The 22,448-nt window shown below is 53.8% G+C and carries 16 protein-coding genes; 14 read left to right on the forward strand and 2 right to left on the reverse strand.

Annotated features, from left to right (window positions below; genetic code table 11):
* Window positions 1-45 precede the first annotated feature (45 nt).
* Together IEY46_RS26820 and IEY46_RS26825 are read left to right on the forward strand one after the other, a co-directional pair.
* On the forward strand, window positions 46-1,608 hold the full coding sequence (locus tag IEY46_RS26820) for an ABC transporter substrate-binding protein (RefSeq protein WP_188996965.1): 1,563 nt from the start codon (window positions 46-48) through the stop codon (window positions 1,606-1,608).
* 115 nt (window positions 1,609-1,723) lie between these two features.
* A complete protein-coding gene (locus tag IEY46_RS26825) occupies window positions 1,724-5,899 on the forward strand; it encodes a discoidin domain-containing protein (RefSeq protein ID WP_188996967.1) in 4,176 nt (1,391 codons plus the stop codon).
* Window positions 5,900-6,049: 150 nt separating this feature from the next.
* On the opposite strand, the gene IEY46_RS26830 is transcribed toward IEY46_RS26825, so the two are convergent.
* Window positions 6,050-7,072 carry a LacI family DNA-binding transcriptional regulator gene (locus tag IEY46_RS26830; protein WP_188996969.1) on the reverse strand — a complete coding sequence of 341 codons (1,023 nt, stop codon included), beginning with the start codon at window positions 7,070-7,072 and terminating at the stop codon, window positions 6,050-6,052.
* Between the two features lie 255 nt (window positions 7,073-7,327).
* Between IEY46_RS26830 and IEY46_RS26835 the strand changes: the two genes are divergently transcribed.
* Genes IEY46_RS26835 through IEY46_RS26865 form a run of 7 tightly spaced genes read left to right on the forward strand, consistent with a single transcriptional unit; the run spans window position 7,328 to window position 16,649 of the window.
* A complete protein-coding gene (locus tag IEY46_RS26835) occupies window positions 7,328-8,785 on the forward strand; it encodes an FIMAH domain-containing protein (protein WP_188996971.1) in 1,458 nt (485 codons plus the stop codon).
* Between the two features lie 60 nt (window positions 8,786-8,845).
* On the forward strand, window positions 8,846-10,480 hold the full coding sequence (locus tag IEY46_RS26840; protein ID WP_188996973.1) for an ABC transporter substrate-binding protein: 1,635 nt from the start codon (window positions 8,846-8,848) through the stop codon (window positions 10,478-10,480).
* 59 nt (window positions 10,481-10,539) lie between these two features.
* Complete coding sequence (locus IEY46_RS26845; RefSeq protein ID WP_188996974.1) at window positions 10,540-11,049, forward strand: Ig-like domain-containing protein; 510 nt, start codon at window positions 10,540-10,542, stop codon at window positions 11,047-11,049.
* Between the two features lie 15 nt (window positions 11,050-11,064).
* A complete protein-coding gene (locus tag IEY46_RS26850; protein ID WP_188996976.1) occupies window positions 11,065-11,952 on the forward strand; it encodes a carbohydrate ABC transporter permease in 888 nt (295 codons plus the stop codon).
* A 4-nt stretch (window positions 11,953-11,956) separates the two neighbouring features.
* Entirely contained in the window at window positions 11,957-12,799 is an 843-nt protein-coding gene (locus tag IEY46_RS26855; protein ID WP_188996978.1) for a carbohydrate ABC transporter permease, read from the forward strand.
* Between the two features lie 28 nt (window positions 12,800-12,827).
* Window positions 12,828-14,006, forward strand: a complete 1,179-nt coding sequence (locus IEY46_RS26860) for a cellulase family glycosylhydrolase (RefSeq protein ID WP_188996980.1) — start codon at window positions 12,828-12,830, stop codon at window positions 14,004-14,006.
* Between the two features lie 48 nt (window positions 14,007-14,054).
* Window positions 14,055-16,649 (forward strand): beta-mannosidase, encoded by a 2,595-nt coding sequence (locus IEY46_RS26865; RefSeq protein ID WP_188996981.1) that lies wholly within the window; start codon window positions 14,055-14,057, stop codon window positions 16,647-16,649.
* A 272-nt stretch (window positions 16,650-16,921) separates the two neighbouring features.
* On the opposite strand, the gene IEY46_RS26870 is transcribed toward IEY46_RS26865, so the two are convergent.
* Window positions 16,922-17,404 (reverse strand): GyrI-like domain-containing protein, encoded by a 483-nt coding sequence (locus IEY46_RS26870; RefSeq protein WP_188996983.1) that lies wholly within the window; start codon window positions 17,402-17,404, stop codon window positions 16,922-16,924.
* Window positions 17,405-17,498: 94 nt separating this feature from the next.
* Here IEY46_RS26870 and IEY46_RS26875 point away from each other — a divergent pair, with 94 nt between their 5' ends.
* The 5 genes from IEY46_RS26875 (at window position 17,499) to IEY46_RS26895 (ending at window position 22,411) form a co-directional block, all read left to right on the forward strand.
* Entirely contained in the window at window positions 17,499-18,428 is a 930-nt protein-coding gene (locus IEY46_RS26875) for a helix-turn-helix transcriptional regulator (RefSeq protein ID WP_188997227.1), read from the forward strand.
* 19 nt (window positions 18,429-18,447) lie between these two features.
* Window positions 18,448-18,879 carry a PH domain-containing protein gene (locus tag IEY46_RS26880; protein ID WP_188996985.1) on the forward strand — a complete coding sequence of 144 codons (432 nt, stop codon included), beginning with the start codon at window positions 18,448-18,450 and terminating at the stop codon, window positions 18,877-18,879.
* 249 nt (window positions 18,880-19,128) lie between these two features.
* Entirely contained in the window at window positions 19,129-20,937 is a 1,809-nt protein-coding gene (locus IEY46_RS26885; RefSeq protein WP_229750563.1) for a sensor histidine kinase, read from the forward strand.
* Window positions 20,934-22,091 carry a response regulator gene (locus IEY46_RS26890; protein WP_188996989.1) on the forward strand — a complete coding sequence of 386 codons (1,158 nt, stop codon included), beginning with the start codon at window positions 20,934-20,936 and terminating at the stop codon, window positions 22,089-22,091. Before IEY46_RS26885 ends, IEY46_RS26890 begins: the two co-directional genes overlap by 4 nt.
* Window positions 22,092-22,267: 176 nt before the next feature.
* Entirely contained in the window at window positions 22,268-22,411 is a 144-nt protein-coding gene (locus IEY46_RS26895; RefSeq protein ID WP_188996991.1) for a hypothetical protein, read from the forward strand.
* Window positions 22,412-22,448: the final 37 nt, after the last annotated feature.

The raw sequence follows: 22,448 nt of genomic DNA on the forward strand, positions 1-22,448 counted from the left end.
ACTGATTTTATATAGCTTCATTACAAAACAAGGAGGGTGTCAGAATTGAAGCGTAACAGATTGATTGGCATAATTGTGGCCGTATGGGTGGTAATAGCTCTGGTATCGGGTTGTTCGTCGTCAGAGAAAGAGGCTCCATCAGCGCCGTCGAATGCACCATCTTCCGAAACAGACGGCTCAGCGGGTTCTCCTGAAGCGGGCAAACCGGATATATCCAAAGAGGTCAAGCTCAAGATGATCATGATCGGGAATCATCCGCCGGACACGGGGCTTGTCTATGAAGAAGTAAACAGAAAGCTGAAACAGGACATTAACGCGACGGTGGAACTGGAATTTATTCCGTGGGCCGACGTGCATACGAAAATACCGCTTATTCTCTCATCCGGAGAAGAGTTCGATGTGATTCAGACAGCGAACTGGGACGGGTATTTCGAGAATGCGAGAAATGGGGCGTTTCACGAAATTACCCAGGAAGATCTGAAACAGTACGCTCCCCAAACGTTCGAAAAGACGGAGCAGGATGTGTTTGATTCCGCTTTGGTGGACGGCAAACTGTACGCGCTTCCGATGAACGCCCATGAAACGACGATCAATGGTTACGGCGTGCGCGGTGATTTGCTGAAGAAATACGGGCTGCCTGGCATTCAATCGCTCGATGACTTCGAGAACTACTTGGACGCCGTCAAGACGAATGAGAAAGACATGATCCCCTGGGATACGGTCGGTCTGGAAAACTTCGTACAGGAAGAGCTGACCCGCCCCAATGATATTTACAGCCTCAATTTTTCCATTCTGGGGGTCAATATCAACGATAATAAACCCCAGATCATGACAATCTTCGACACGCCTCAAGCGATCGACCTGTTCAAGAGGCTGCAGAAATGGAATCAGAAAGGGTATTGGGCAAAAGGAGCGATCGTCGACAAAGTGAAGGATACGTTCAAGAACGGCAAAAGCGCCACCTTGTACACGAATCTGATCAACAGCACGGCGACTTACCAGGCGCTGCAGCCCACCCATCCGCAATGGGATCTGCAGTTCTTTACCACCAACCCGGACAAACCGTTTCTGGCCAACCCGTTCATCAACAACGGCAATGCAATCAGCGCCAAATCCAAAAACTACGAGCGTGCGTTGATGATGCTTGATCTGTTCCGCAACGACGAAGAATACAACAATCTGACGACTTACGGAATCAAAGGCAAGCATTTCGACCTGACGGCGGACAAGAAGCTCGTTTCGCTGCCGGACAGCAAAAGCTTCCCGCCAAACGATGCTTCGCCATGGGGCTGGAGGAATGACCTCTTCTTCTATTCGCCGTCCAACGGGCTTCCGAATTACGATGAAGTGCTGGACCTCGTGAACTCGCATTTGATGAAGACGAATATCCGCAATTTCACGCCGAATTACGAAAGTGTCAAAAGCTATGATGCAGCCATTAAAGATATTACGAATCAATATTTGACACCGCTGTATTACGGGATCGTGAAAGTCGACGTTGAAGCGGATATTCAGGTCGTCAAGGAAAAGATGATGGCAGCCGGCTTGGACAAAATCATTCAGGAGCTGCAGCGGCAGCTGGACAGCTTCCAGGTCGTCATTCGATAATACCGCCAGCCGCCTGATCACAGGGCTTTCGTACAAAGAAGACGTCTATTGTTGTCGCTTCCTTGCCGATGCCCTGTTTTTTTTGAACCGATTTCCGTACAAGGAGGAGTTTAGGATGGGTTTGAAATACGGACGGACTTTCTATGTTTACGGGGTAATCTGCGCCGGCTTGGTAGCGTGGCTCACGTTATCCGGCACGGCCAGCGCGGCGACCGTGACGAACGACACGGCCAACAAGAAGGTGACCATGGCGGGTACAAGGTACAGCGCAACGCTGGATTATAACGGCAAAGCGGTTGTGTCTTCCTTCAAAATCGACAACAAAGAGCTGTTGGAGCAAGGTGAGGGCATTTTTTCGGCGGTTCGAAAAAATCTGGCGCTCGGAAAAAGCGTTACTTCCTCAAGCTCGCTCGAAACGGCTGCCTGGGGAGCTGCCAAGGCGACGGATGGGAAAATAGCATCCGGTCCCCTCGGCTGGAGCAGCAATTCCAATGTGAATGCCAATCATACGGAATGGGTATCGGTCGATCTCGGAGCCGTATACAGCGTTGCCCGTATCGACCTGCATCCCCGTTACGACAGCAGCAAAGGATTTCCGGCTGACTTCACCATCGAGTTATCCGACAACGGCTCCACATGGAGTACAGTTGTCTCCCGGACCGCTTATCCGCAGCCGGAGGGAAGCAGCAAACAATCGTTTTCTTTTGCAGCCGCGAACGCCAGGTATATCAAGGTGACCGGCACCAGTCTCCGGGCCGATCCGAACGAGTCCAATGCGTATCGCATGCAGCTGGCCGAAATCGAAGCCTATCAGACGGATGGAGGCTGGAATACATCGAAAGCGCTATCGGTAAATCCATCTGTCACGGTCAGTGGCAACGTGGTGACCGCTTCCTTCGCAACCGCTGTGGCCAGCGAGACGTGGACGTTCACCGTCAGCGATGCCAATCTTCAATACAAGCTCAGCCGTACATATGGTTCTGCCTATACGGCCCAGGAGCAGGGGACGCCGACACTCGTGTTTAAGCAGGACGCCGTACAGAGCATCAGATGGCCGGCCAGCGGCGCCCAGTGGTGGGTAGGCGGCGAGGCATCCGCGCAGAAATGGTCGCTGGCCGGGGGAACCGGATATTCGGCCGAGAATAATGTGCGCAAATCGTCCGAGGATACCAGCTTCGTTCTGCTCTCCACGCAGGCGGACAATTGGGCGCTGAAGGTTGACGGGACGACGAACCGAAGCGGGCTTGCGCGCGGTGCGGCGACGGAAGTGGACCGGCTGGATGCGGGGTCGACGAAGCCGCTCAGCATGAACCTGGTGGCTTCGAGCACCGGTTCAGGGCTGCTCTATGCAAGCGGGCCGCAGAGCCCGAAGCCCGATGGTTGGGGGTATTATACGGGGCAGGTCAGGCATACGGGCAACAGAATCTTCGGTGACGTTAACGCGGCGGCGAACGAGAACGTGCAGACGACGTTGACCTTTACGCCGGACTCTTTTGACAGCTATTACGATCTGGGAACGTTGAACGGCATGAATGAGTACCAACTGTCCCAGGCCTTGAATGATTATGGCCGGATGGGCATTATGGGCAGGAATCATGGAGTTACGATTGAAGGGCCGACCTATTTTTATGAGAATCCTCCACTTGAGCAGCATTGGAATGTCAACAGCATCGGCTTGCTGGGAGACTCGAACGCACTGGTTACGATGAAGAACGGTCTCAACAATATTAGGGACTGGGTCCAGGACGTGAACGGACATGTCATTTCCCCGTTTCCCTGGGAGGATCAGAGTAAGGACTTATGGGGCAAAGTGTACCATGATATGCAGTTCGGGTATGTTATCGCCATCTCCAACTTGTATGCGCTGAACGGTGATACGAACTGGCTGAACGGGATGAAGTTATCCGGCGAGAAAGCCCTGGATTTTGCGATAGCCAACTACGTCGATCCCACAACGTATGTTGTCAAGAACCATTCACCTACGAACCCGGGACTGATGCTCGGCTATAACGACTATTGGGAGAAATCCGTCGGTACCTACAATGCCTATATGTCGGCGATGTTCTACGAGTCGCTCGTAAAATGGGCGGAGCTTGAGAGAAATGTATTGGCGGATACGGCCAAAGCGCAGACTTACGAGAATATTGCCGCCACCTTGAAGACCAACATGAACCGCAATCTGGGAGACGGCACCGGTCTGTGGTCTCCGGCCACGAAATCTTTCGCCTACGGCTCGGACAGCGGGGATGTCCGTTATGTCCCTTCCAATGCAGCCGCTTTGCGGGCAGGGGTGATGTCCAAAGACAGGATGAAGCAAGTGGTTGAATCGGTTGAGAGGGACCAACAGAATTTCGATCTCGGGTTTCATGTCACGACGGTTAGGGATTTGCGGAACGCATGGGCTCCTGCACCTCAGGGAGACGACTACGCGGGACTGTTCATAGGTGAGAACGGAGGCTGGTATGGTGCCGTCGACGGAGATTTCTACGCAGGTTATCCCGCATATGGCGACCGGAACAAAATTCCCTACTATATCAACAGGTTCCTGTCTTATTTCCAGCAGACCCATTTCTTCGGCAGTTCCTGGAAGAGGGACGGAGTAACGCGGGCGGATTTGGTGGGAGGAGACAGCTTTAACGGTTTCCCGTCGCATATAATGCCGATATGGGGCTTGTACACCTACGGGTACGGATTTCAGCCGCAATACAACCGTCTTGTTCTCGCGCCCTTTATCAACGACAGCATGGCAGGCTCGGTTGTGAAATACAAGTGGCGCGGACAGCATATGCAGGTGACCTATACGACCAAATACAAATTTTCGGTTCAGGCATCGGCGCTGCCCACGAATATCGCGGTTCGGTTTATCAATCAGACTCCGAACGCCGTCTATACGGTGAAAGTGGACGGCGTCAATCAGAGCGCTGCCGCCGATGCGGATGGGAATGTGGAGGCGATCATGTCAACAGCCGGGACGCATTCGTTCGAGCTTGTTAACCCGGACGCCGCGGTTATTCCGTCAGCTACGTCCAACATCGCGATGGGGAAACCGACGGCCGCTTCCAGCGTCAACGGCGGGGACAGCCAGACCGATTATTGGCCGGAGGTGGCTACCGACGGAGACGCAGCCTCATCGAATCATTGGGTAACGTCAGGCAGCGTGTTCCCGGCATGGCTCCGCGTCGATTTCGGCAATGCCTATCCGCTGAAGCGGGTCGTCATGACGTTCGATGTCGCAGATACCTATAAATATCGGATCGAAGGAACAAACAGTCTCGTGGACCCGGTCTGGACGACCTTGATCGACCGTACGGCAAGCGGGGTTACGGGTTCCTCCACAGCACCGGTCACGGAAACCGTCACCGGTACCTATCAGTATTTGAGAGTTTATTTCACGGGCACGATCGGTGGGAATTGGGCGAATCTGAGAGAGCTGGAGGTGTACCCCGACACCTCTCCGGGAATCAATCTGGCTCTGAACAAGCCGGTGGAAACATCTTCGTCCCTGACGGGAAATTGGGACCGCACGAAAGCGGTGGATGGACTCCGCAATTCCGGCCCGCTGTCGGGGGGCTGGTCCAGTGACAACGGCGCGGAGAACCGCACGGAGTATTTGACGGTAGACTTGAGGACGGTTCACAATATCGGCGCCGTTCAGCTATTCCCCCGCAATGACGCGGGCAATCTGGGGGAAAGCTTTCCGGTCGATTTCACGATCAGCGTATCGGTTGACGGAAACTCATGGAGCACGGTTGTGAGCAAAACCGGTTATCCGAAACCGCTGGGCGGGCAGCATTTCAGCTTTGCCGCCGTGAACGCCAGGTATGTGAAGCTGACTTCCACCAGGCAGCGCTATCATGCGGCCGAGAACAATTACTTAAGTCAGATCGCCGAATTGGAGGTCTACGCGGCACCGCAATTATTATCCCAAAGCAAGACCGCCACCTCATCCACCAATAACAATGCCTCCAATGCCGTGGATGGCAACGACAATACGTATTGGTGGGCTTCCGATGCGTCCATGCCCCAGTGGTTCAAGGTGGATTTGGGAGCCAATTATACGCTTTTGGGCGCATTGACCAAATTTTATGCCAATGAAAACTGGAAATACAAGATCGAGGGATCAACCGATAACAGCACATGGACAACGCTGTTGGATTATACACCGGGCGGTGTGGATTCCCAGGATGTGAATGACGCCCTCGGTGGAAGTTACCGATACGTAAAGGTCACAATAACGGGAAGCGGAGGAGATTGGGCTTCCATCCGGGAATTCAAAGTATACGGATACTAACGAATCAAATTTCCTGACAAAAAAGACGCTTCCATCCCCACTTACATAGTGGTTTTGGAAGCGTCTTTGTACATAGATTGGGACTGACTCATTCGCTGACATCCTTTAGGGACAGCCCCTACACGATCACCCTCGGCCAATCAGGCCTGCCTATCTTTTCTGCGGGGGGACGACCGATTTGCGGATGATCAGGTCGGGATGCACAAGGATTTTGCGGCAGGGCGCCTGAGGGTTCTGCTTCCGCCAGAACAACAGATCAACCGCAGTCTGGGCGATATGCTCGCGCGGGAAGTTGATGGTCGTGAGCGGCGGGTACTGCCATTGGGACGAATCCAGGTTGTCGAAGCCGACGACGGACACCTCTTCAGGCGTCTTGACGCCCCGCGCATTCAAGCCGTTGTTCAGCACTTGAGCGATCGGATCATTAGCGCAGAAGAAGGCGGTAGGCAAACGGGACGTATCCAAATGCTCGATTAACGGACTGAAATCGACTTTACCATAGACGTCTTTAAGCCGCAGGTCGTAAATGTAATCGGGGACGGCAACGAGCCCCCAATATTCAAGCGCATCGATAAAGCCGTTGTAGCGATCGTGAAACCCGGGCGACAGCTTGCGGTCGCCGATGTAGCCGATCTGCTGATGACCGGCGCGTACCAGATGCTGCACGGCGGTGAATGCCCCCTGATAATCATTGGGCATGACGACGTCGAAATTCAAGGATGGATAATCGTAATCGATGACGATAATGATGATGCCGGTCGCCTTCAGCTCCTCCGCGAATTTTGGCGAAAAGCGCCCGAACAGCAGCAGCCCGAGCGGCCGTTCCCGCTCAATCAGCGAGAAGATGGCGCGGTCGTCCCCGTCGATCGGTACACCGTGAATGGACACTTCCAGGCCTTGTGCCTTCAGCGCATTGTCGATAAAAAAATAGGTGGACATCGTATGCGGTTCCTTCAACTCTCTGTGGTCCACAATAATATAAATGTTGTCCGTCTGCTTATCCTCCGCCTTCGCTTCGGAGATGCCCTTGTATTGCATGGACCTCGCCATCTCCATTACCAGCTTGCGAGTGGCCTCGCTTACCCCCTCATGGCCGCGAAGCGCTTTGGACACGGCGGCTGTCGATAACCCCAGCTTTTCGGACAAATCGCGTAATGTCACTTTTTTCTCCATAATAAACTCCTTCATAAGCACAGCTTATTTTATCATAATATTTATTTGAAAATTAATCAACAATTGTCGGCTTATCGCGAAATATTTACATTGACATAAATAAAAATTGTAGATAATATTAATTTACATTTTAAGAAATATTAACTTAATAATTAATCAAATCGAGAGGAGGATAGGTCGAAATCGGATCGACGATCCGAGACTTGCCGCATAAGAACGCTTAGCCGTTTTATCCAATTGCAGGGAGGTTTTGGTATGAAGAAACGTATTTCGCTTATTTTAATGTCCGTTCTCGTTATGATGTGCCTGTTCCAGAACGCAGGCTTTGCACAGGAAACGGGCGGGGAGCAGCAGCTTGGCTTGCAGGTGAATGACGACGGGATGCTGATGAAAGACGGAATACCTTATAGGGGAATCGGAGTTAATTATTACAGCGGTTTTGTCAGGACACTTGAAGATCCGGCGAATAGCGACACGTCTTACCGGGACGGATTTCAAGTGCTGGGAGAGCACCATATCCCGTTCGCCCGTTTTTCCGTAGCGCCTTACTACCCGAGCCAGTGGCAGTTGTATAAAGAAGACAAGGAGAAATATTTCGAAATTCTTGACGATTTCGTTCATTCGGCGGAACAAAACCATGTCGGACTCATTCCGTCTTTCTTCTGGACGTCGTTCTCCGTCGCCGATATGGTAGGGGAGCCGATAAACCGCTGGGGGTCGCTTGACAGCGAGGTGCAGCAGTTCATGAAGCAGTATGTCAGCGAGGTGGTGTCGCGCTACAAGGACTCTCCGGCGATTTGGGGCTGGGAATTTGGAAACGAATACAATTTGTCCTCGGATTTGCCGAATGCCAGTGAATGGCGGCCGCCGGTCATCCCGGAGTTAGGCACGCCGACATTCCGCACGGCAGACGACGAGCTTACGCATGCAATGATCCGTTCGGCGTTTACGGTATTCGCCACGGAAGTACGCAAATACGATCCGGATCGGATCATTATTTCCGGCAATTCTCTTCCCCGCTCTTCCGAGTGGCATCAGGAGCAATATTTATCTTGGGATCAGGACACGGAGCAGCAGTTCGCGGATATGCTGAACAAGGACAATCCCGATCCGATGGATACAATCAGCGTGCATATCTACGATATGCAAGAGCAGCGGTTCTCAAGGACGGTCCCGGTGGAGGAATTGCTGGGCAAGCTGATGCAGATTTCGACGGAAGCGAACAAACCGTTGTTTGTCGGCGAATTCGGAACGAGCGAAAGCATCGGTCACGAGCCGGCACGGCAAAATTTCGAACGGCTCATTACCGCCGTCCATGACGCAGGCGTTCCGTTTGCGGCCGTATGGGTGTTCGATCTGCCGAATCAGCCGGAGAATACGATTACTGATACGAATGCCAAAGCCTATCAACTGGACCGGATTCGCGAGGTTAACGAATCGTATGTCAATGTAGATGCGATCAAGCAGATTGTCACCCTTTATGAAGGAGACGGACAAATCACGGGAACGTTGGCCACCCAGCTGCAGTACAGACTCGGAATCATTCAAATTCTGATCGCTCAGGGGGATACCCCGAATGCGATTGCGTACCTGACGGATTTTCTAAATTACATCAACGATGCGTCTGTGCAGCAGCAGCAGCTTCTGTCCCCCGCCGCGACGGGAGCGTTGAACAGGGGAGCGGGCGAACTGATTCGGATATGGTCGCAGTAAAGACCGCCGTAAAAGCGAGTGTACGGTCGAAATCCATCATAACGGTAAAGGGGAAAGAACATGAGCGCTCACGGTGGGGTTAAGAAATTCACGGCAGCCAGCTTATGCATCATGGTTGTCATGGTGTTGCTGTTGTCCGCATGTTCGGGAGGAAACAACGGACAGAATGCGGGCACGGGCAATAAGGAGCAAAGCGGCAACGGCCAGGATCAGAGCCCGGCAAGCCCGTCGACGGACAGCGGCAGCGGGGCCAAAGACAATCAGGGCGGAAATGAAAGCGCAACCACGAATAACGGCGGGGCCGCCGCTCAGGGCGATCAGAAGCCGGTCACGATTAAAGTGCTGGCCCAGGCGCTGACGCCTACCGACGACAAGACGCCGACGGAGAAGACGCCGGTGCCGCGCGTCGCGCTCGATAAGATCGTCGAGGATTTTCAGAAGCAGTATCCTTACATTACGGTGGAAATTATGACCAGCGCGCCGAAGGAAGCCGACGAATTGCTGCCTTGGTTTACAACCCGCGTGGCGTCGGGAGACGCCCCCGATATCGCCTGGTCATCCAACACGAAGGCGGAATGGTACAACCAGGGCTGGCTCCAGCCGCTTGACGACTATTACAACAAGCCGAATCCGTTCATCGAAGGCAATGACAAATGGATTAACGCTTTCACGAATGTCGAGATCGTCCCCAAGGAGGCGGACGGCACGCATGACCAGGTGCCGCTCATCCAGGCTGCGGGTGGACAGGTCGGAATTTTCTACAACATCGATATATTCAAGAAATTGAACCTGCAGGTGCCGAAAACATGGAAGGAGTTTGTCGACGTGGCGAAGAAGGCGAAGGACGGGGGCTATATCGCTTCCGTACCGTGGGTCGCCAATCATCAGCCGTCGTTGTGGGAGCTGGAGCCGATCAGCAAGCCGCTGATGAGCGGCCTGGTCGATCCGTTCAATTATACCGGGGCGGCGAAGGCGGCCGATTTGAAAGGCGACGAGTCTGTGCGCGCCATTAAGAAAGGGGTTATTTCCGCAGATAAGCCCGAAGTTCGGCAGACCTGGACCCTCTATAAGGAGTGGGCAAAGCTATGGCCGGAAGGCTGGGCGACGCAGGATTTCCTGCCGCAATGGAACGCGGGCAAGGTGGCGATGCGCGAAGGCGGCATGTGGGAGCTGCAGCAGGAGCTTAGCGATACGAAACGGACGTTCAAATGGGGACTGTTCCCAATTCCGTCCGCCGGTCCCGATTCCGGCCAATATGCGCCCGAGCTTCCGCGCGTAAAAGGGTTCCCGAAAAACACGCAGCCGAGCTTCAGCATGTCGATCATCAAACCTTCAGTGGAAAAGCACGGCACGCTGGACGCATCCGTTCTCTTCCTGCAATATTTGACCTCGCCGCAGGTGAACGAATATTTGATCAATGAAATTCCGATGGGACGCCCGACTGTAAACGGGGCCGAAACGCTGCCGTTGTTCGATGCGCTGAAAAATATGGAATACCCGCAATTCCCGGAAATATCGATCGCGTTCCCTTACACGATCACCGGCGAAACGGCCGATACGATCTCGAAGAACGCAGCGTTGTGGTTCCGTGACGAAATCAAGGACGACAAGTTCTTCGGAGAAGTGCAGAAGGCGCTCGAGACCGGCGCGGACGAGAGCATCAAAACGCAAAAGCTCGATACGTCGAAATGGTGACCGGATAGCCTTGAATAACATGGGGAGGGGCGAGCGCTCCTCCCCCGGGAGGTCGCGAATTGAGGCAGAAACTGTATATTCTGGGGATTATGCTGCTGGTTGGGCTGGCTGGGTTCTTCATTTGGAAAATGGAAACCAATCGCCAGATCGTGGTCGAAGTCGACAAGTCGCCCGAACAACTGGAAGCAAACGGGAAAGACGTGATGACGATCCGCTTCACAATCCGCAATCCCGACGGAACTCCCCGCAAAGGAGACAATGTGCTTGTTTTCAAATCGAAGGGCTACGGCTCAACGAAGGTAACCCGGGTCAAAACGGACGACAACGGGCAGGCCAGCTTCGAATATTACGCTTACAAGGAAAATTCGTTCCAGCCTGCAGGAATGAATCAAATCCAGTTATCGGATGTTTCGGTCGGCCGAATCATCGGCGTCTATAAAAGGTATTGGATCGATATTCCGGTCGTCAGCCCGCAGGCAGGAACTGACGGTGATGGCCAATCCCCGGGAAAGGGCTCGTCCGACAGTCAGGAAGACGACGACGGGGACGGCTATGTGCAATTTAATTAAGGGGGAGGGGTACGAATGAGCAGGATGATGAAGGACAGTTTGAGCGCCTACCTCCTTTTGTCCCCCATTGTGATCGGCCTGTTGATCTTCTGCTATTATCCGCCTATCCGCGGGCTGATCATGTCGGTGTTCGAATGGAATGCGGCGGGCGACCGGTGGACCTTCGTGGGCATGGACAATTTTCGCAGAATGGCGCATGACGACGTGCTGATCGCGTCGGTGCCGAATATGCTGTTTCTGCTCGTAGGCGGCTTGATCATCAGTGTAACGGTGCCGCTCATCATGGCAGAATTGATCTATTCCATCAGCAATCCGAAATGGAAGTATGCCTACCGGGTGCTTATTCTCGTGCCGATGGTGATTCCAGGCGTGGTCGGGGCGCTCGTATGGCAGTTCGTTTTCGATCCGAACATCGGGCTCATCAACGCGATTCTGGATGGGGTAGGGCTCGGAGGCTGGAAACATGCCTGGCTGGGCGATTCGCATACGGTGCTGTGGGCGTTCTTGTTTATGGGCTTTCCGTGGGCGACCGGGATCGGACCGCTTATTTATTTGTCTGGGCTGAGCGGCATCCCGACCGAGATCAACGAAAGCGCGCGGTTGGACGGCATCACCTGGTTCAGACGGGTCATCTCCATCGATATCCCGCTTATTACGGGACAGATCAAGTTTTTCCTGATTACGGGCTTGATCGGCGGCTTGCAGGCTTTTCAAAATCAATACTTGCTGACGAACGGAGGACCGGGCTACTCCTCGATGGTTCCCGGCTATCATATGTATTTGCAGGCTTTCACGTACAACCGGCTCGGGTACGCCAGCGCGATCGGTCTCGTACTGTTTGCCGCAGCACTGATTCTGACCATCATCAATATGAAGTTCATCAAGTCGAAAGGGGAGGGGTGATGGCATGCTGTTTCTGAAAAAACAGGCCGGACAATGGACCCTTCATCTGATCATCATCCTGCTGATCGTGATGTCGCTCTATCCGATCACGATCCTTCTGTTCGGCTTTACGAAGGATTCGCTCACCTGGGAGTACAACAAATGGGGGCCGGCCCTCCCGTTTTGGTTTATCAATATGCAGTATGCCTGGGAGGAAGTGGGCCGGGCATTCTGGAACACGATTTTCGTCGCGGTCGTGTCCACGGCCGGAGGGGTGTTTCTGTCCTCGCTCGGCGGCTTCGTTTTTGCCCGGATACGTTTTTACGGCAAGGAAGTGATTTTCTATTTCATCATTGCCTTAATGATGGTTCCCGGCATATTGGGGCTTGTCCCCTGGTATTTGCTGATCAAGCAGCTCGGGCTGGACAATTCGCTGTGGGGAATCATTTGGCCGAGCATATTCAGCACACCGATCTTCGGCATATTTCTGTTGCGCGGCTTCTTCGCTTCGATACCGGAGGATTTGTTCGAGGCGGGGAGGATGGACGGCTGCGGCAATTTCAAGCTGTATTATAAAATTGCCGTCCCGCTCTCCTATGCAATTCTGGCTACCTTGGCCGTTATGCATATTGTGGGGGTATGGAATGATCTGATCGGGCCGTCGATCATCTTGACCGATCCGAAGAAATATGTCATTACGCTGGCCTTGCGCAATTTCTCCGTTCAATTGGGCGGTGGCGGCGTGCTGATCAATTATCCGGCGCTGTTCGCGGCCTACTTTATTGCGTCCATACCGCTTATTCTACTGTTTACGTTCGCCAGCAAATATTATGTCGAGGGGCTCGCTTCCTCAGGGTTGAAATTATAATTCGTGATTCAAGGAGATGAGGCAGAGGATGAAAAACATTCAGGTGACGCCAGGCGGCGCAGGATTCGCGGAGCAGGGCACGGGGCGGGCATACACGCCGCTAGGCTGCAATTATTTCGATCCGCTGACAGGCTGGGCGCCGCATATTTGGCAGCAATTCGACGCCGGGCGGGTGAAGCGTCATTTTGCGCAAATGGAAGAGCTTGGGGTGAATACGGTTCGCGTGTTTCTGACGGCGGCTTCGTTTATGGACGAATCGGGAGAGCTGCCGGAGGAGGGGATGGTCAAGGCGGACCGGATGCTTGCGATCGCCAGGGAGCATGGCATCCGGGTTGAATTTACCGGTCCCGACCTGTGGGAGGGCGTTCCGGACTGGGCGTCCGCGTATTTCGACGGCGAAGCGAACGCGTTCTTCCTGCATGACGAATGGATGGATCGGCTGCAGCGGTTCTGGCGGCAATTCGCGGCGCATTACCGCGGCGAGCCGGCGCTCTTCAGCTTCGATCTGCTCAATGAGCCGTGGCTGAAATGGGACAGTCCGCTGCTAAGGAAGCACTGGGGCGGCGAGCCCCCGGCGATGGAAGAAAACGCGGCGGCGGACGGCTCGGCGCATGAACGCTATCAATTGCTGCGGGAGCAGCTTGTCGAAACGTGGACAGCGGCTATGACCGGGGCCATCCGCGAGAGCGACCCGCAGCGGCTGATTACGATCGGTTTTCACCAGCTTTCGCTGCCGCACGGGGCCGGGCAGCGCCATACGCTGCCCGGCTTCCATGCTGCCAAGCTGGCCCATTTGCTGGATTATATCGCGCTGCATTGGTACCCTTATTCTTCTACGGAGCATGTACAGCCGCGGAAGGACGGCGATCCTGTCGAGCGCAATATCGCGATGATCCGTTCCTCCCTGAGCAACGCGCGGGCAGGCAAGCCGCTCGTGATCGAGGAATTCGGCTGGTACGGCGGCGGGGAAGTGTTTTCGTGGGGAGAGCAGCTGCCTTTTGTCACGGAAGAGGTGCAGACGGAGTGGCTGCGCATGGTTGTCGAGGGGACGCAGGACCTGGCCTGTGGCTGGCTGACCTGGGGCTATGCCGACGTGCCGACGGCGATGGACGCTACGAGAAGAAGCGGACTTGTGGACGAGGCGGGCAAGATCAAGCTGTGGGGCAGCATGTTCCGCAGGCTCTCCGAACGGATAAGATCGCAATGACGGCAAGCAGGAACGGACATCACTGGGCGAACGGGGGCTGACTATACGATGAAATCGCGGATACAATTAAACGACAACTGGACCATAACGGGATTCGGAGAGAATGGAGAGATCGTCGGTCCGATCAACGGCACGGTACCGGGCCACGTGCATACCGATCTGCTTCGGGAGGGACTGATCCCCGATCCGTTATGGCGGGATCAGGCGCTGCAGACGCAGTGGGTCGAATCGTTCGACTGGCTGTACGAGACCGAGTTTATCTGGCCAGAGGGGCGGGATCGGGATCATGCCGTACTCACCTTCGAAGGACTGGATACGGTCGCCTCCATCAGCTTGAACGGCATAACGCTCGGTACAGCCGCGAATATGTTTATTGCGCACTCTTTCGCCGCCAAGGAAGCGCTGCTGGACGGCAGCAATCGGCTGGAGGTGCGCTTCACATCCATCCCGGCCTATATGAAGGATAAAGACGTCGGTCGCTACATGTCGCTTTTCTCTGAAGACCGGGTGTTCGTGCGCAGAATGCAGTGCTCTTTTGGCTGGGATTGGGTGCATCGGCTTGTCAGCTACGGCATTTGGCGGCCGGTCTATGCGGAGACGGCGCCGGAAGGTGTGATTGAAGACGTATGTATGCGCACGGTCGGGCTTGAAGCGGGTGCGGCATCGCTTCGCTCCGGTGGCGGGACGGCCAGGCTGGAATGGGAAGCTGCGGTGCTGCCGCGCGCGCGCGGCAGCCGGCTGCAGTTGGAACTGATCGCCCCTGATGGGCGGATCGTATGGGAGAACAGTCGGTCATGCGACGAATGGCTTGCGGAACAGGAGAGCGGCAAGCCGGACGACGAGGGAAAAGGGAGTAGGGGAGAAGGGGACGGAGACAGTGAAGGCGAGGTTGTCATGCTCCGCGGCAGCTTCGAGCTTGAAAGTCCCCGTCTCTGGTGGCCGGCCGGATACGGTCTTCCGGAGCTGTATACGCTGCGGACCGCGCTGCTCTCTGCGGACGGCAAGAGAGCCGACGAGCGCAGCGACGAAATCGGCATACGCATGGTCGAGGTGGAGCAGCTTGCCGATGCGCAAGGCAGATCGTTTACAATCGTCATCAACGGTGAGCGAATCTTCGCCAAGGGCGGCAATTGGGTGCCAGCCGATCCGTTCCCGTCAGCTGTCTCGCCGGAGCGCTACGACCATTTGCTGCAGATGCTCGTCGACGGAAATATGAACATGCTGCGGGTATGGGGCGGGGGGACGTACGAGCTGCCGGCGTTCTGGGCGGCATGCAACCGGCTCGGCATTATGGTTTCGCTTGATTTCATGATGGCATGCGCGCATTATCCCGAGCGCGAGCAGTGGTTCCTGGATGAAATGAATGCGGAAGTGGCCCAGGTCGTCAGGAGCTTGCGCAATCATCCGAGCCTTGTGTTCTTTTGCGGGGACAATGAACTCGCCATGCACAACAACGCCGAGGACGATTATGCCGGCAAGTATATATGCGCGCAGGTGACGGCGCCATTATGCGCCGAGCTGGATCCGACCCGGCCGTTCTTTCCGACCTCGCCTTATGGGGGAAAGCCTTTCAACAGCGAGGATGAAGGCGATTGCCATTATTCCACTTGGTACGACCCGCAATTTATTCTTGGCGACATGACGGATTACCGCGAACGGATCTGCGAGGGGCGCGGGCGCTTCTTAAGCGAAAGCGTCGTGGTCGGCGCTCCTCCGCTTGCTTCGCTGCTGAAGATGATGACGATGGAGGATGTGACGGACGAAGCGGCGGCGATGTGGGAGTTCCGGACGAAGGACAATCCTTATAACGGCCAGGATGAGCTGACGCATTACCGGATGCTGGAGAAGACCGCCCATGATTTGTTCGGCGCTGACGGCAATCCGCTTGCCCGGGTGAAGAAGCTGGAGTACGTGCAGTATGAGTTCGCACGGCTGATGGGCGAGCATTACCGTCGGCGCAAATATGCGACCAGCGGGCTGCTGTTCTGGATGTACGGCGATTGCTGGCCTGCCAGCGGCTGCGCGATGGTCGATTATTACGGCTTGCCCAAGGCCGGCTATTACGGGGCGAAGAAGGCGTTCAAGCCGTTTATGGTATCGCTGGAAAATCGCGGGGAAGAGCTGGGCGTATGGATATCGAACGACACACGGTACGATCAATCCGGCGCGATTATCGTCCGTGCTGCCAGGACGAATGGCGAATCCCTCAGCGAACGGAACTTCCGGCTTGTGGCGCCGGCCAACGCTTCGCTTATGATCGGAAAGGTGAGCAAAGCCGAGGCGGGCTTGCTTCCCGGCGTGAGCGACGTTGTCGTCGAAGCGTTCTGGCAGCCGGATGAACGGTCAACTCCGGGATCCGCCGCGAATAACGACCGCACTATTTATTTCGATGTGCTGCCGAAAGATCTGACGCTGCCCGAGGCGACTCTCAGGGTAAACTGTGTGCCGCATGATGACCGTACCGGGGTGATCGAGATTGCAACGAATACGTATGCGCGGGTAGTTGCGATCGAAGAGGAATTGCTGCTGTCCGACAATTATTTCGATCTGATGCCGGGCGAATGCCGCCGGATCGAATACCGTGCGTTACAACCGGTCGCATGGAGAGATTTGCCTAAAGTTTCGTGCTGGAACGGCAGGTAAGAGAAGCGCGGTGTTTCCTGCCGGGACCTCTTCAAAGCGGGGAAGCGAGAGAGAATCGGACTTCCCCTGATTTTTACCTGCCGCTTTAATTCCTCGAATGCACCACGCCGATCGGATCGCCTATTCTTCCCCCATGCAACTGGTATCAATCGAAATAATCGTTCTTCAAAGCATCCCAAACCCATCCCTCCTGTTCCGGTTGCACCGGTTCCCCGCTTTGGGGCCGCAAGAACGACTTTGTTCCGACGTCCTTGAAAGGCAATTCCCGCCAGCTAGTTCCGTTTCTTTACGGGTACCCACACTTCAACCTGGGCATCGGACGGATTCCCATTCAGAAGAATTTCTGCAACAGGAGCGCCAGTATATTCCCATTCGTATTCATTCGTCAAGATTTCATGGAAGGCCTGATCCTCCAGCTTGTCGAAGGCCAGGCGCGACAGACCACCGTTTCCCGTAAGGACCAAATAGTCACTATCCGGAAATAGGACCTCTCCTGTTTGATCCGGTGCAGGTTGTGAGGTTTGAACGCCTGCATAATAGAATACACTCCCTTGTTCCAACGCGACTGCCGCATAGCCGTAAGAGGTTTCAGCAAGCGGGCGAAGGAGTGCCATCTGCCCGTTTTGAAGGACCCCTTTAAAGAATTCGGTTTTCTGATTCGTGTATTGAGGCGAATGGACGTTGCCCCCCTCTAAAACCGTTTTAAAGCCTAGTAGACGAAAACCTTCCTTTTTTTCAACTCTGAAGTTGCTCATTTTCATTTCCTCCTCTGCTTTTTTCAGATACAACTACAGCGTAGCATGCCATATATGACAACGTTATGGCATACTTAAGATTGAGGTGAATGTGATGAAAATAGAGCGGCTAGTCTCCATGATCATGATTCTTCTGGAGAAAGAAGTGATGAGTGCCGGTGAGCTTGCCAAAAAGTTCGAGGTAAGCAGAAGAACGATCTACCGGGATATCGACACGCTAACGATGGCTGGCCTGCCGGTCTTCACTACTCAGGGAGCAACGGGCGGGGTTGGCCTAATGAAATCGTATAAAATAGATAAAAAACTGTTCACGCCCAAGGATGTTCAAACACTGGCGTCAAGCGTGAGCAGCTACAAACAACTGTACGATCATAAAGACATTGTGCATATTCTGGAGAAGCTGAACAGTATGAGCCGTGAGGGAGGCGGACAGTCGGAACAAGAAAGCAGATTCACGGTCGATTTATCCTTAAATCAAGGAAATCATTCCTTGCGCAAGCTGTTGAGCAGCATCGAAACCGGCATCAACGAAAATCGGTATTTGGCTTTCGATTATATCGATAAGGACGGCCGCGTGACCACCAGGAAAGTCGAGCCGTACCGGGTTGTTTTTAAAGAAAGCAGTTGGTATTTGCAAGCTTTTTGCATCCATAAAGTGGATTACCGGATATTTAAATTGGCTCGGATGAGCGGGCTTGATGTGCGGCCGGACCTGTTTGTTCCCCGTGATTTTTCTCCTCTTGTCATGGACGGAGCAGATTGGATGAACCGGGATTGGGTGCCGGTCACGATACGGGTAGCCTTATCGGTCAAAGACAAGGTGATTGAAAGATACGGCGAGGACCATATTATAAGCGCGGAGGGGGATAGCTGTCTGGCGACATTCCCCATTATCAATAATGAATTCGGTTATGATGTGCTTTTGAGGTTTGGAGACAAATGCGAGGTCATCGAGCCGCCCGAAGTTCGGGAAGCTTTTAGAACCTATATCCACAAAATATTGGCGAAATACGAAGGGGTTTAGTCGGGGAGGAGCAGCATCCGTGAAATTTATTACAAGAAGAGACCCGTGGTTATCGATCGTGATTTGGGCGTGTGTCATTTTAATGGTATTCGCGGGACTATCGCCTTTCTTCAACGAGGGTATAGGGCCGATTGGCGGAATGATTTTACTTATACTTTGCCTGGCATGCGCTGGTTTTATCGCCTGGTTATGGGTTGCCACATCCTACGTGATCAATGATTCCGAATTGTTTATTCGGACCGGACCGTTTAAAAAGTCCATTTCCTTCGACAGTGTAAAGAAAGCGAAGCCAATCCGATCATGGATGTCAAGTATGGCCACCTCCAGCCGCAGAGTTGAAATTCATTACGGCAGCTATGATTTTGTTCATGTGTCTCCGCTCGATCAAGAGGCTTTTCTTATGGAATTACGTATGCGTTGTCCCCATGTAATCGTAGAAACAGGTTCTTAAGCAATAGGGATGAGCGCACATTTTTTTCGGGATGGTTACGATGAGCAAAAGCAGCTTCAATGGCAGTATCAGGGAATCGAGCCAATAAGTTGTAACACAAGCATTGAAGCGGCACTTGAAAACTAATCTATGCAAGCCCGATAGCTATAAAATATAATGAAGGGTGACCGGATTCAATAATCAAGCTATTGTGGGGCATGCCCGAAACGCCCGGTTCGATTTTTTATTTCATGCAGGGGAGCCGCGGCCTTGGACACTAGACTATGGATGTCGGTATTGCTTTTTATCGCAACGGCTTTGATGATATTCGTCACTGTTTTATCGTACCGGAAACGCCATCTGCCCGTCGCCAGGACAATGATTCTGATCATGCTGGCTGCGATTTTTTATTCCGTGGGATATGCATTCGAGGTATTGAGTCTGAGTCTGTATGATGTGAAGCTGGCGCTGCAAATCGAATACCTGGGCATCCCATTCATCTCCACGCTCTGGCTGTTTCAAGTCATACAATTTACCGGAACGGCTGTCCGGTACCGCAAGCGTCTCGCTCTCGTGTTGTTTATTGTCCCCTTTGTTATCTTTTTCCTCCATTTAACCAATGATTGGCATCATCTTGTTTACGAGCGATATATGCGGAATGCCGATGCTTCCGTTCCCTTGTATTTAACGGTCAAAGGGCCAGGATATATGCTGCATACCGCCTATAATTATTTTGTTCTGCTTTGCGGGATTCTGTTATTTATACCGATGTATTGGCAGGCTTTGCCGATCGTGCGCAAACAAATTATCATCCTCCTTCTGGGCGCGATCGCACCCATGCTGCTCAATCTGCTTTTATGGTCCGGAATGAACGTCGATTTGACCCCGTTCGGGTTCGCCGTGTCGGGTCTGGCTTACGCGTGGGGGATTTTAAGATTCAATCTTCTTCGTTTGACTCCGCTGGCGCTCGCAAAAGTGTTCCAAACGATCCGCGACGGGGTCCTCCTGCTCGATTATGAGAACGAGATCGTCAGCTACAACAGAGCAGCCGAAGAGGTGCTCCCCGAACTTCTTCGGACGAAACGTTATCCCGCCGATATGGGCGCAGTGTTGTCAGACTGCCCGGAACTGATCGAGCGCATTCGCGCGGCATCTGACGGGGACGAACGTTTCGCGTTCCACCGGTTTGATGGCAGCCGGAATAAGCATTACAATTGCAGCTTATCGTTCATCTACGATTCGGGCGAGGTGCCGATCGGCAAAATGCTGATGTTCAATGATATTACGGAGCTGAAGGAAAACGAGGCCCGGCTGCGCGAGAACGCCAGGCAGCTATCCGAGCTGAACGCCTTCAAGGACAAGCTGTTCACGGTCGTGGCGCATGACATTCGCGATCCGATCGCGCTTCTGGTCAGCTTGACCGAGTTGCTCGGAGAGGAGCTGACCGCGGCTGATTACGAACATGCCGAACTTGTCCGGGAGCTTCAGGGACAGGTGCAGAGCACCTTTCATCTTGTGGAGAATTTGCTGGATTGGTACCGCGGTCAAAAGGGGAAGGTCGTATTTCGCCCGTCAGGCTGGAATTTGCAGCAGGTCGTCCGTCAGGCGTTGTCGCTTGCCGCGGCGAAGGCTGGAATGAAGCAGATCCGGATGACCGAGCGGATCGACGATATGCTTACGGTCAGCGCCGATAAAGAGATGCTGGATCTTATCTTGCGGAATTTGATATCGAATGCCATCAAGTTTACCGGAATTGGCGGTGTGATTGAGATCGGGGCTGCCCTGGAAGGCGACCGGGTCATGGTGAGCGTACGCGACAATGGATCCGGAATTGACGAGAAGACGTCGGAAATGCTCCGACTGGAGGAGCCCTTCTTCAAGTTCCAGTCAACCGGGGATGATTCGGGTGATACACGATTTGGACTGGTACTCACCCGTGAGTTCATTCGCATTCATGGTGGGAGCCTGTGGTTTGACAGCTTGCCGGGGATCGGCACGACCTTCTTCTTCACGCTTCCCGGATCGGCTGGCGGCCGGATCGCATTCGACTATGGGGAAGCGGAGGCGGGAATAGGATGAAGGTCATTTTGATAGACGATGAGCCGACAATGCATTTGATTTTGCGCAAAATGTTGGTCAAGCTGCCGGGGATCCAAGTGGCGGGCGCTTTCACGGACACGAAGTCCGCCTCCTCGTTTCTGAAAGAGAATGCAGACATCGGACTGGTTTTCGTGGATATTTCCATGCCGGGCGAGAGTGGCATGGAGTTCGCCGCCAAACTGGACGCTTCGGGTTCGCCGATCCAGGTTGTTTTCGTCACGTCGCATAAGGAATTTGCCTTGAACGCATACGATTTGTCCGTGCTGGACTATGTGGTCAAACCCGTCTCCCGGGAACGGCTGCAGCGGTCAGTCGATCGTGCATTGGCGAACAGGCGGAGTCTTCATACACCGTCGTTTCCGGCTCCGGCATCCGCAGATCCCGGCAAGATTGTCCTGACGATGCTCGGCGATGTCGTCGTGAGCAGCGGGGCTGGCCGCGTCAAGTGGATCTCGCGCAAATGTGCAGAGCTGTTCGCTTATTTGCTGCTTTACCGCGGCAAACGCATTCCCCGTTCGCGGCTCGTGTCGGATATTTTCGGAGGGATGCACCAGGCCAATGCGGAGAAATATCTCAATACCACCGTCTATCAATTGCGCAAGTCTTTGGCGCCTCTTGGCCTGCGCGAGGCCGTATGCTCGGAGAACGATGGGTATGCGCTCGAATTGAAGGATGCCGTTATCGATTACGCGGAATTCGAAAGCCAGGCGGGATCGCTTCCGTCCATCGATGCCGGGAACGTAGAGAAAGCGCAGCAGATTGAGCGGCTGTACACAGGCGATCTGTTCGGGGACAAGGCCTATGTGTGGGCGATTCAAGAGACGGAGCATTATGCGCAATTGTATGCTTCGTTCGTCAAACGGTTGGCCGCCGCGCTGATCTCGCTGGAGGATACAACCTCCGCATCAAAGCTGCTGATGAAGCTGAACGAGCGCAATCCGCTTGACGAAACGGTCATGCGCCAACTGATGACGATCCGGGAGATGGCCGGAGACAAAAAAGGATTAACGGCCCTGTATACCGGCTATGTGCGGCTTCTCAGCCGGGAGCTCGGCATCCGTCCGTCTGAAGAACTGATCGCGCATTACGATTTGCTGATCAGCCGGATCCGGATCTCCGACAAAAATAAGTAAACTAATTCATCGAAACAACCGCGAAGGCTTCAGGACGTCCGCGGAGCTGAAGACAGGATTCACCTCACTCAGATTTCCCATATTTTGCAGCAGCAGCCCGATTAGGCATCACAAGTTGCCATGACACGATGATTTATGTTATTTTGAAGTGACTAGTGAGCTTGGAGGTGAGGGCGTTGAATCACGAATGGGTTAACAATCGTATTAGCCAGCTGCCGATTGCTACGGCTGGCATTGTTCATGCATTTCCCGCGAACGGGATCAGTCTGTCCAATGACGCTAATACGTTTCAACCATTCGCGAGAAGACGCCTACCTTAATCACACGGATCGCTTGACCATCCGTAAGGGCCGCGGG

It is taken from the genome of Paenibacillus nasutitermitis (assembly GCF_014641075.1).
Taxonomy (GTDB): Bacteria; Bacillota; Bacilli; order Paenibacillales; family Paenibacillaceae; genus Paenibacillus_Z; species Paenibacillus_Z nasutitermitis.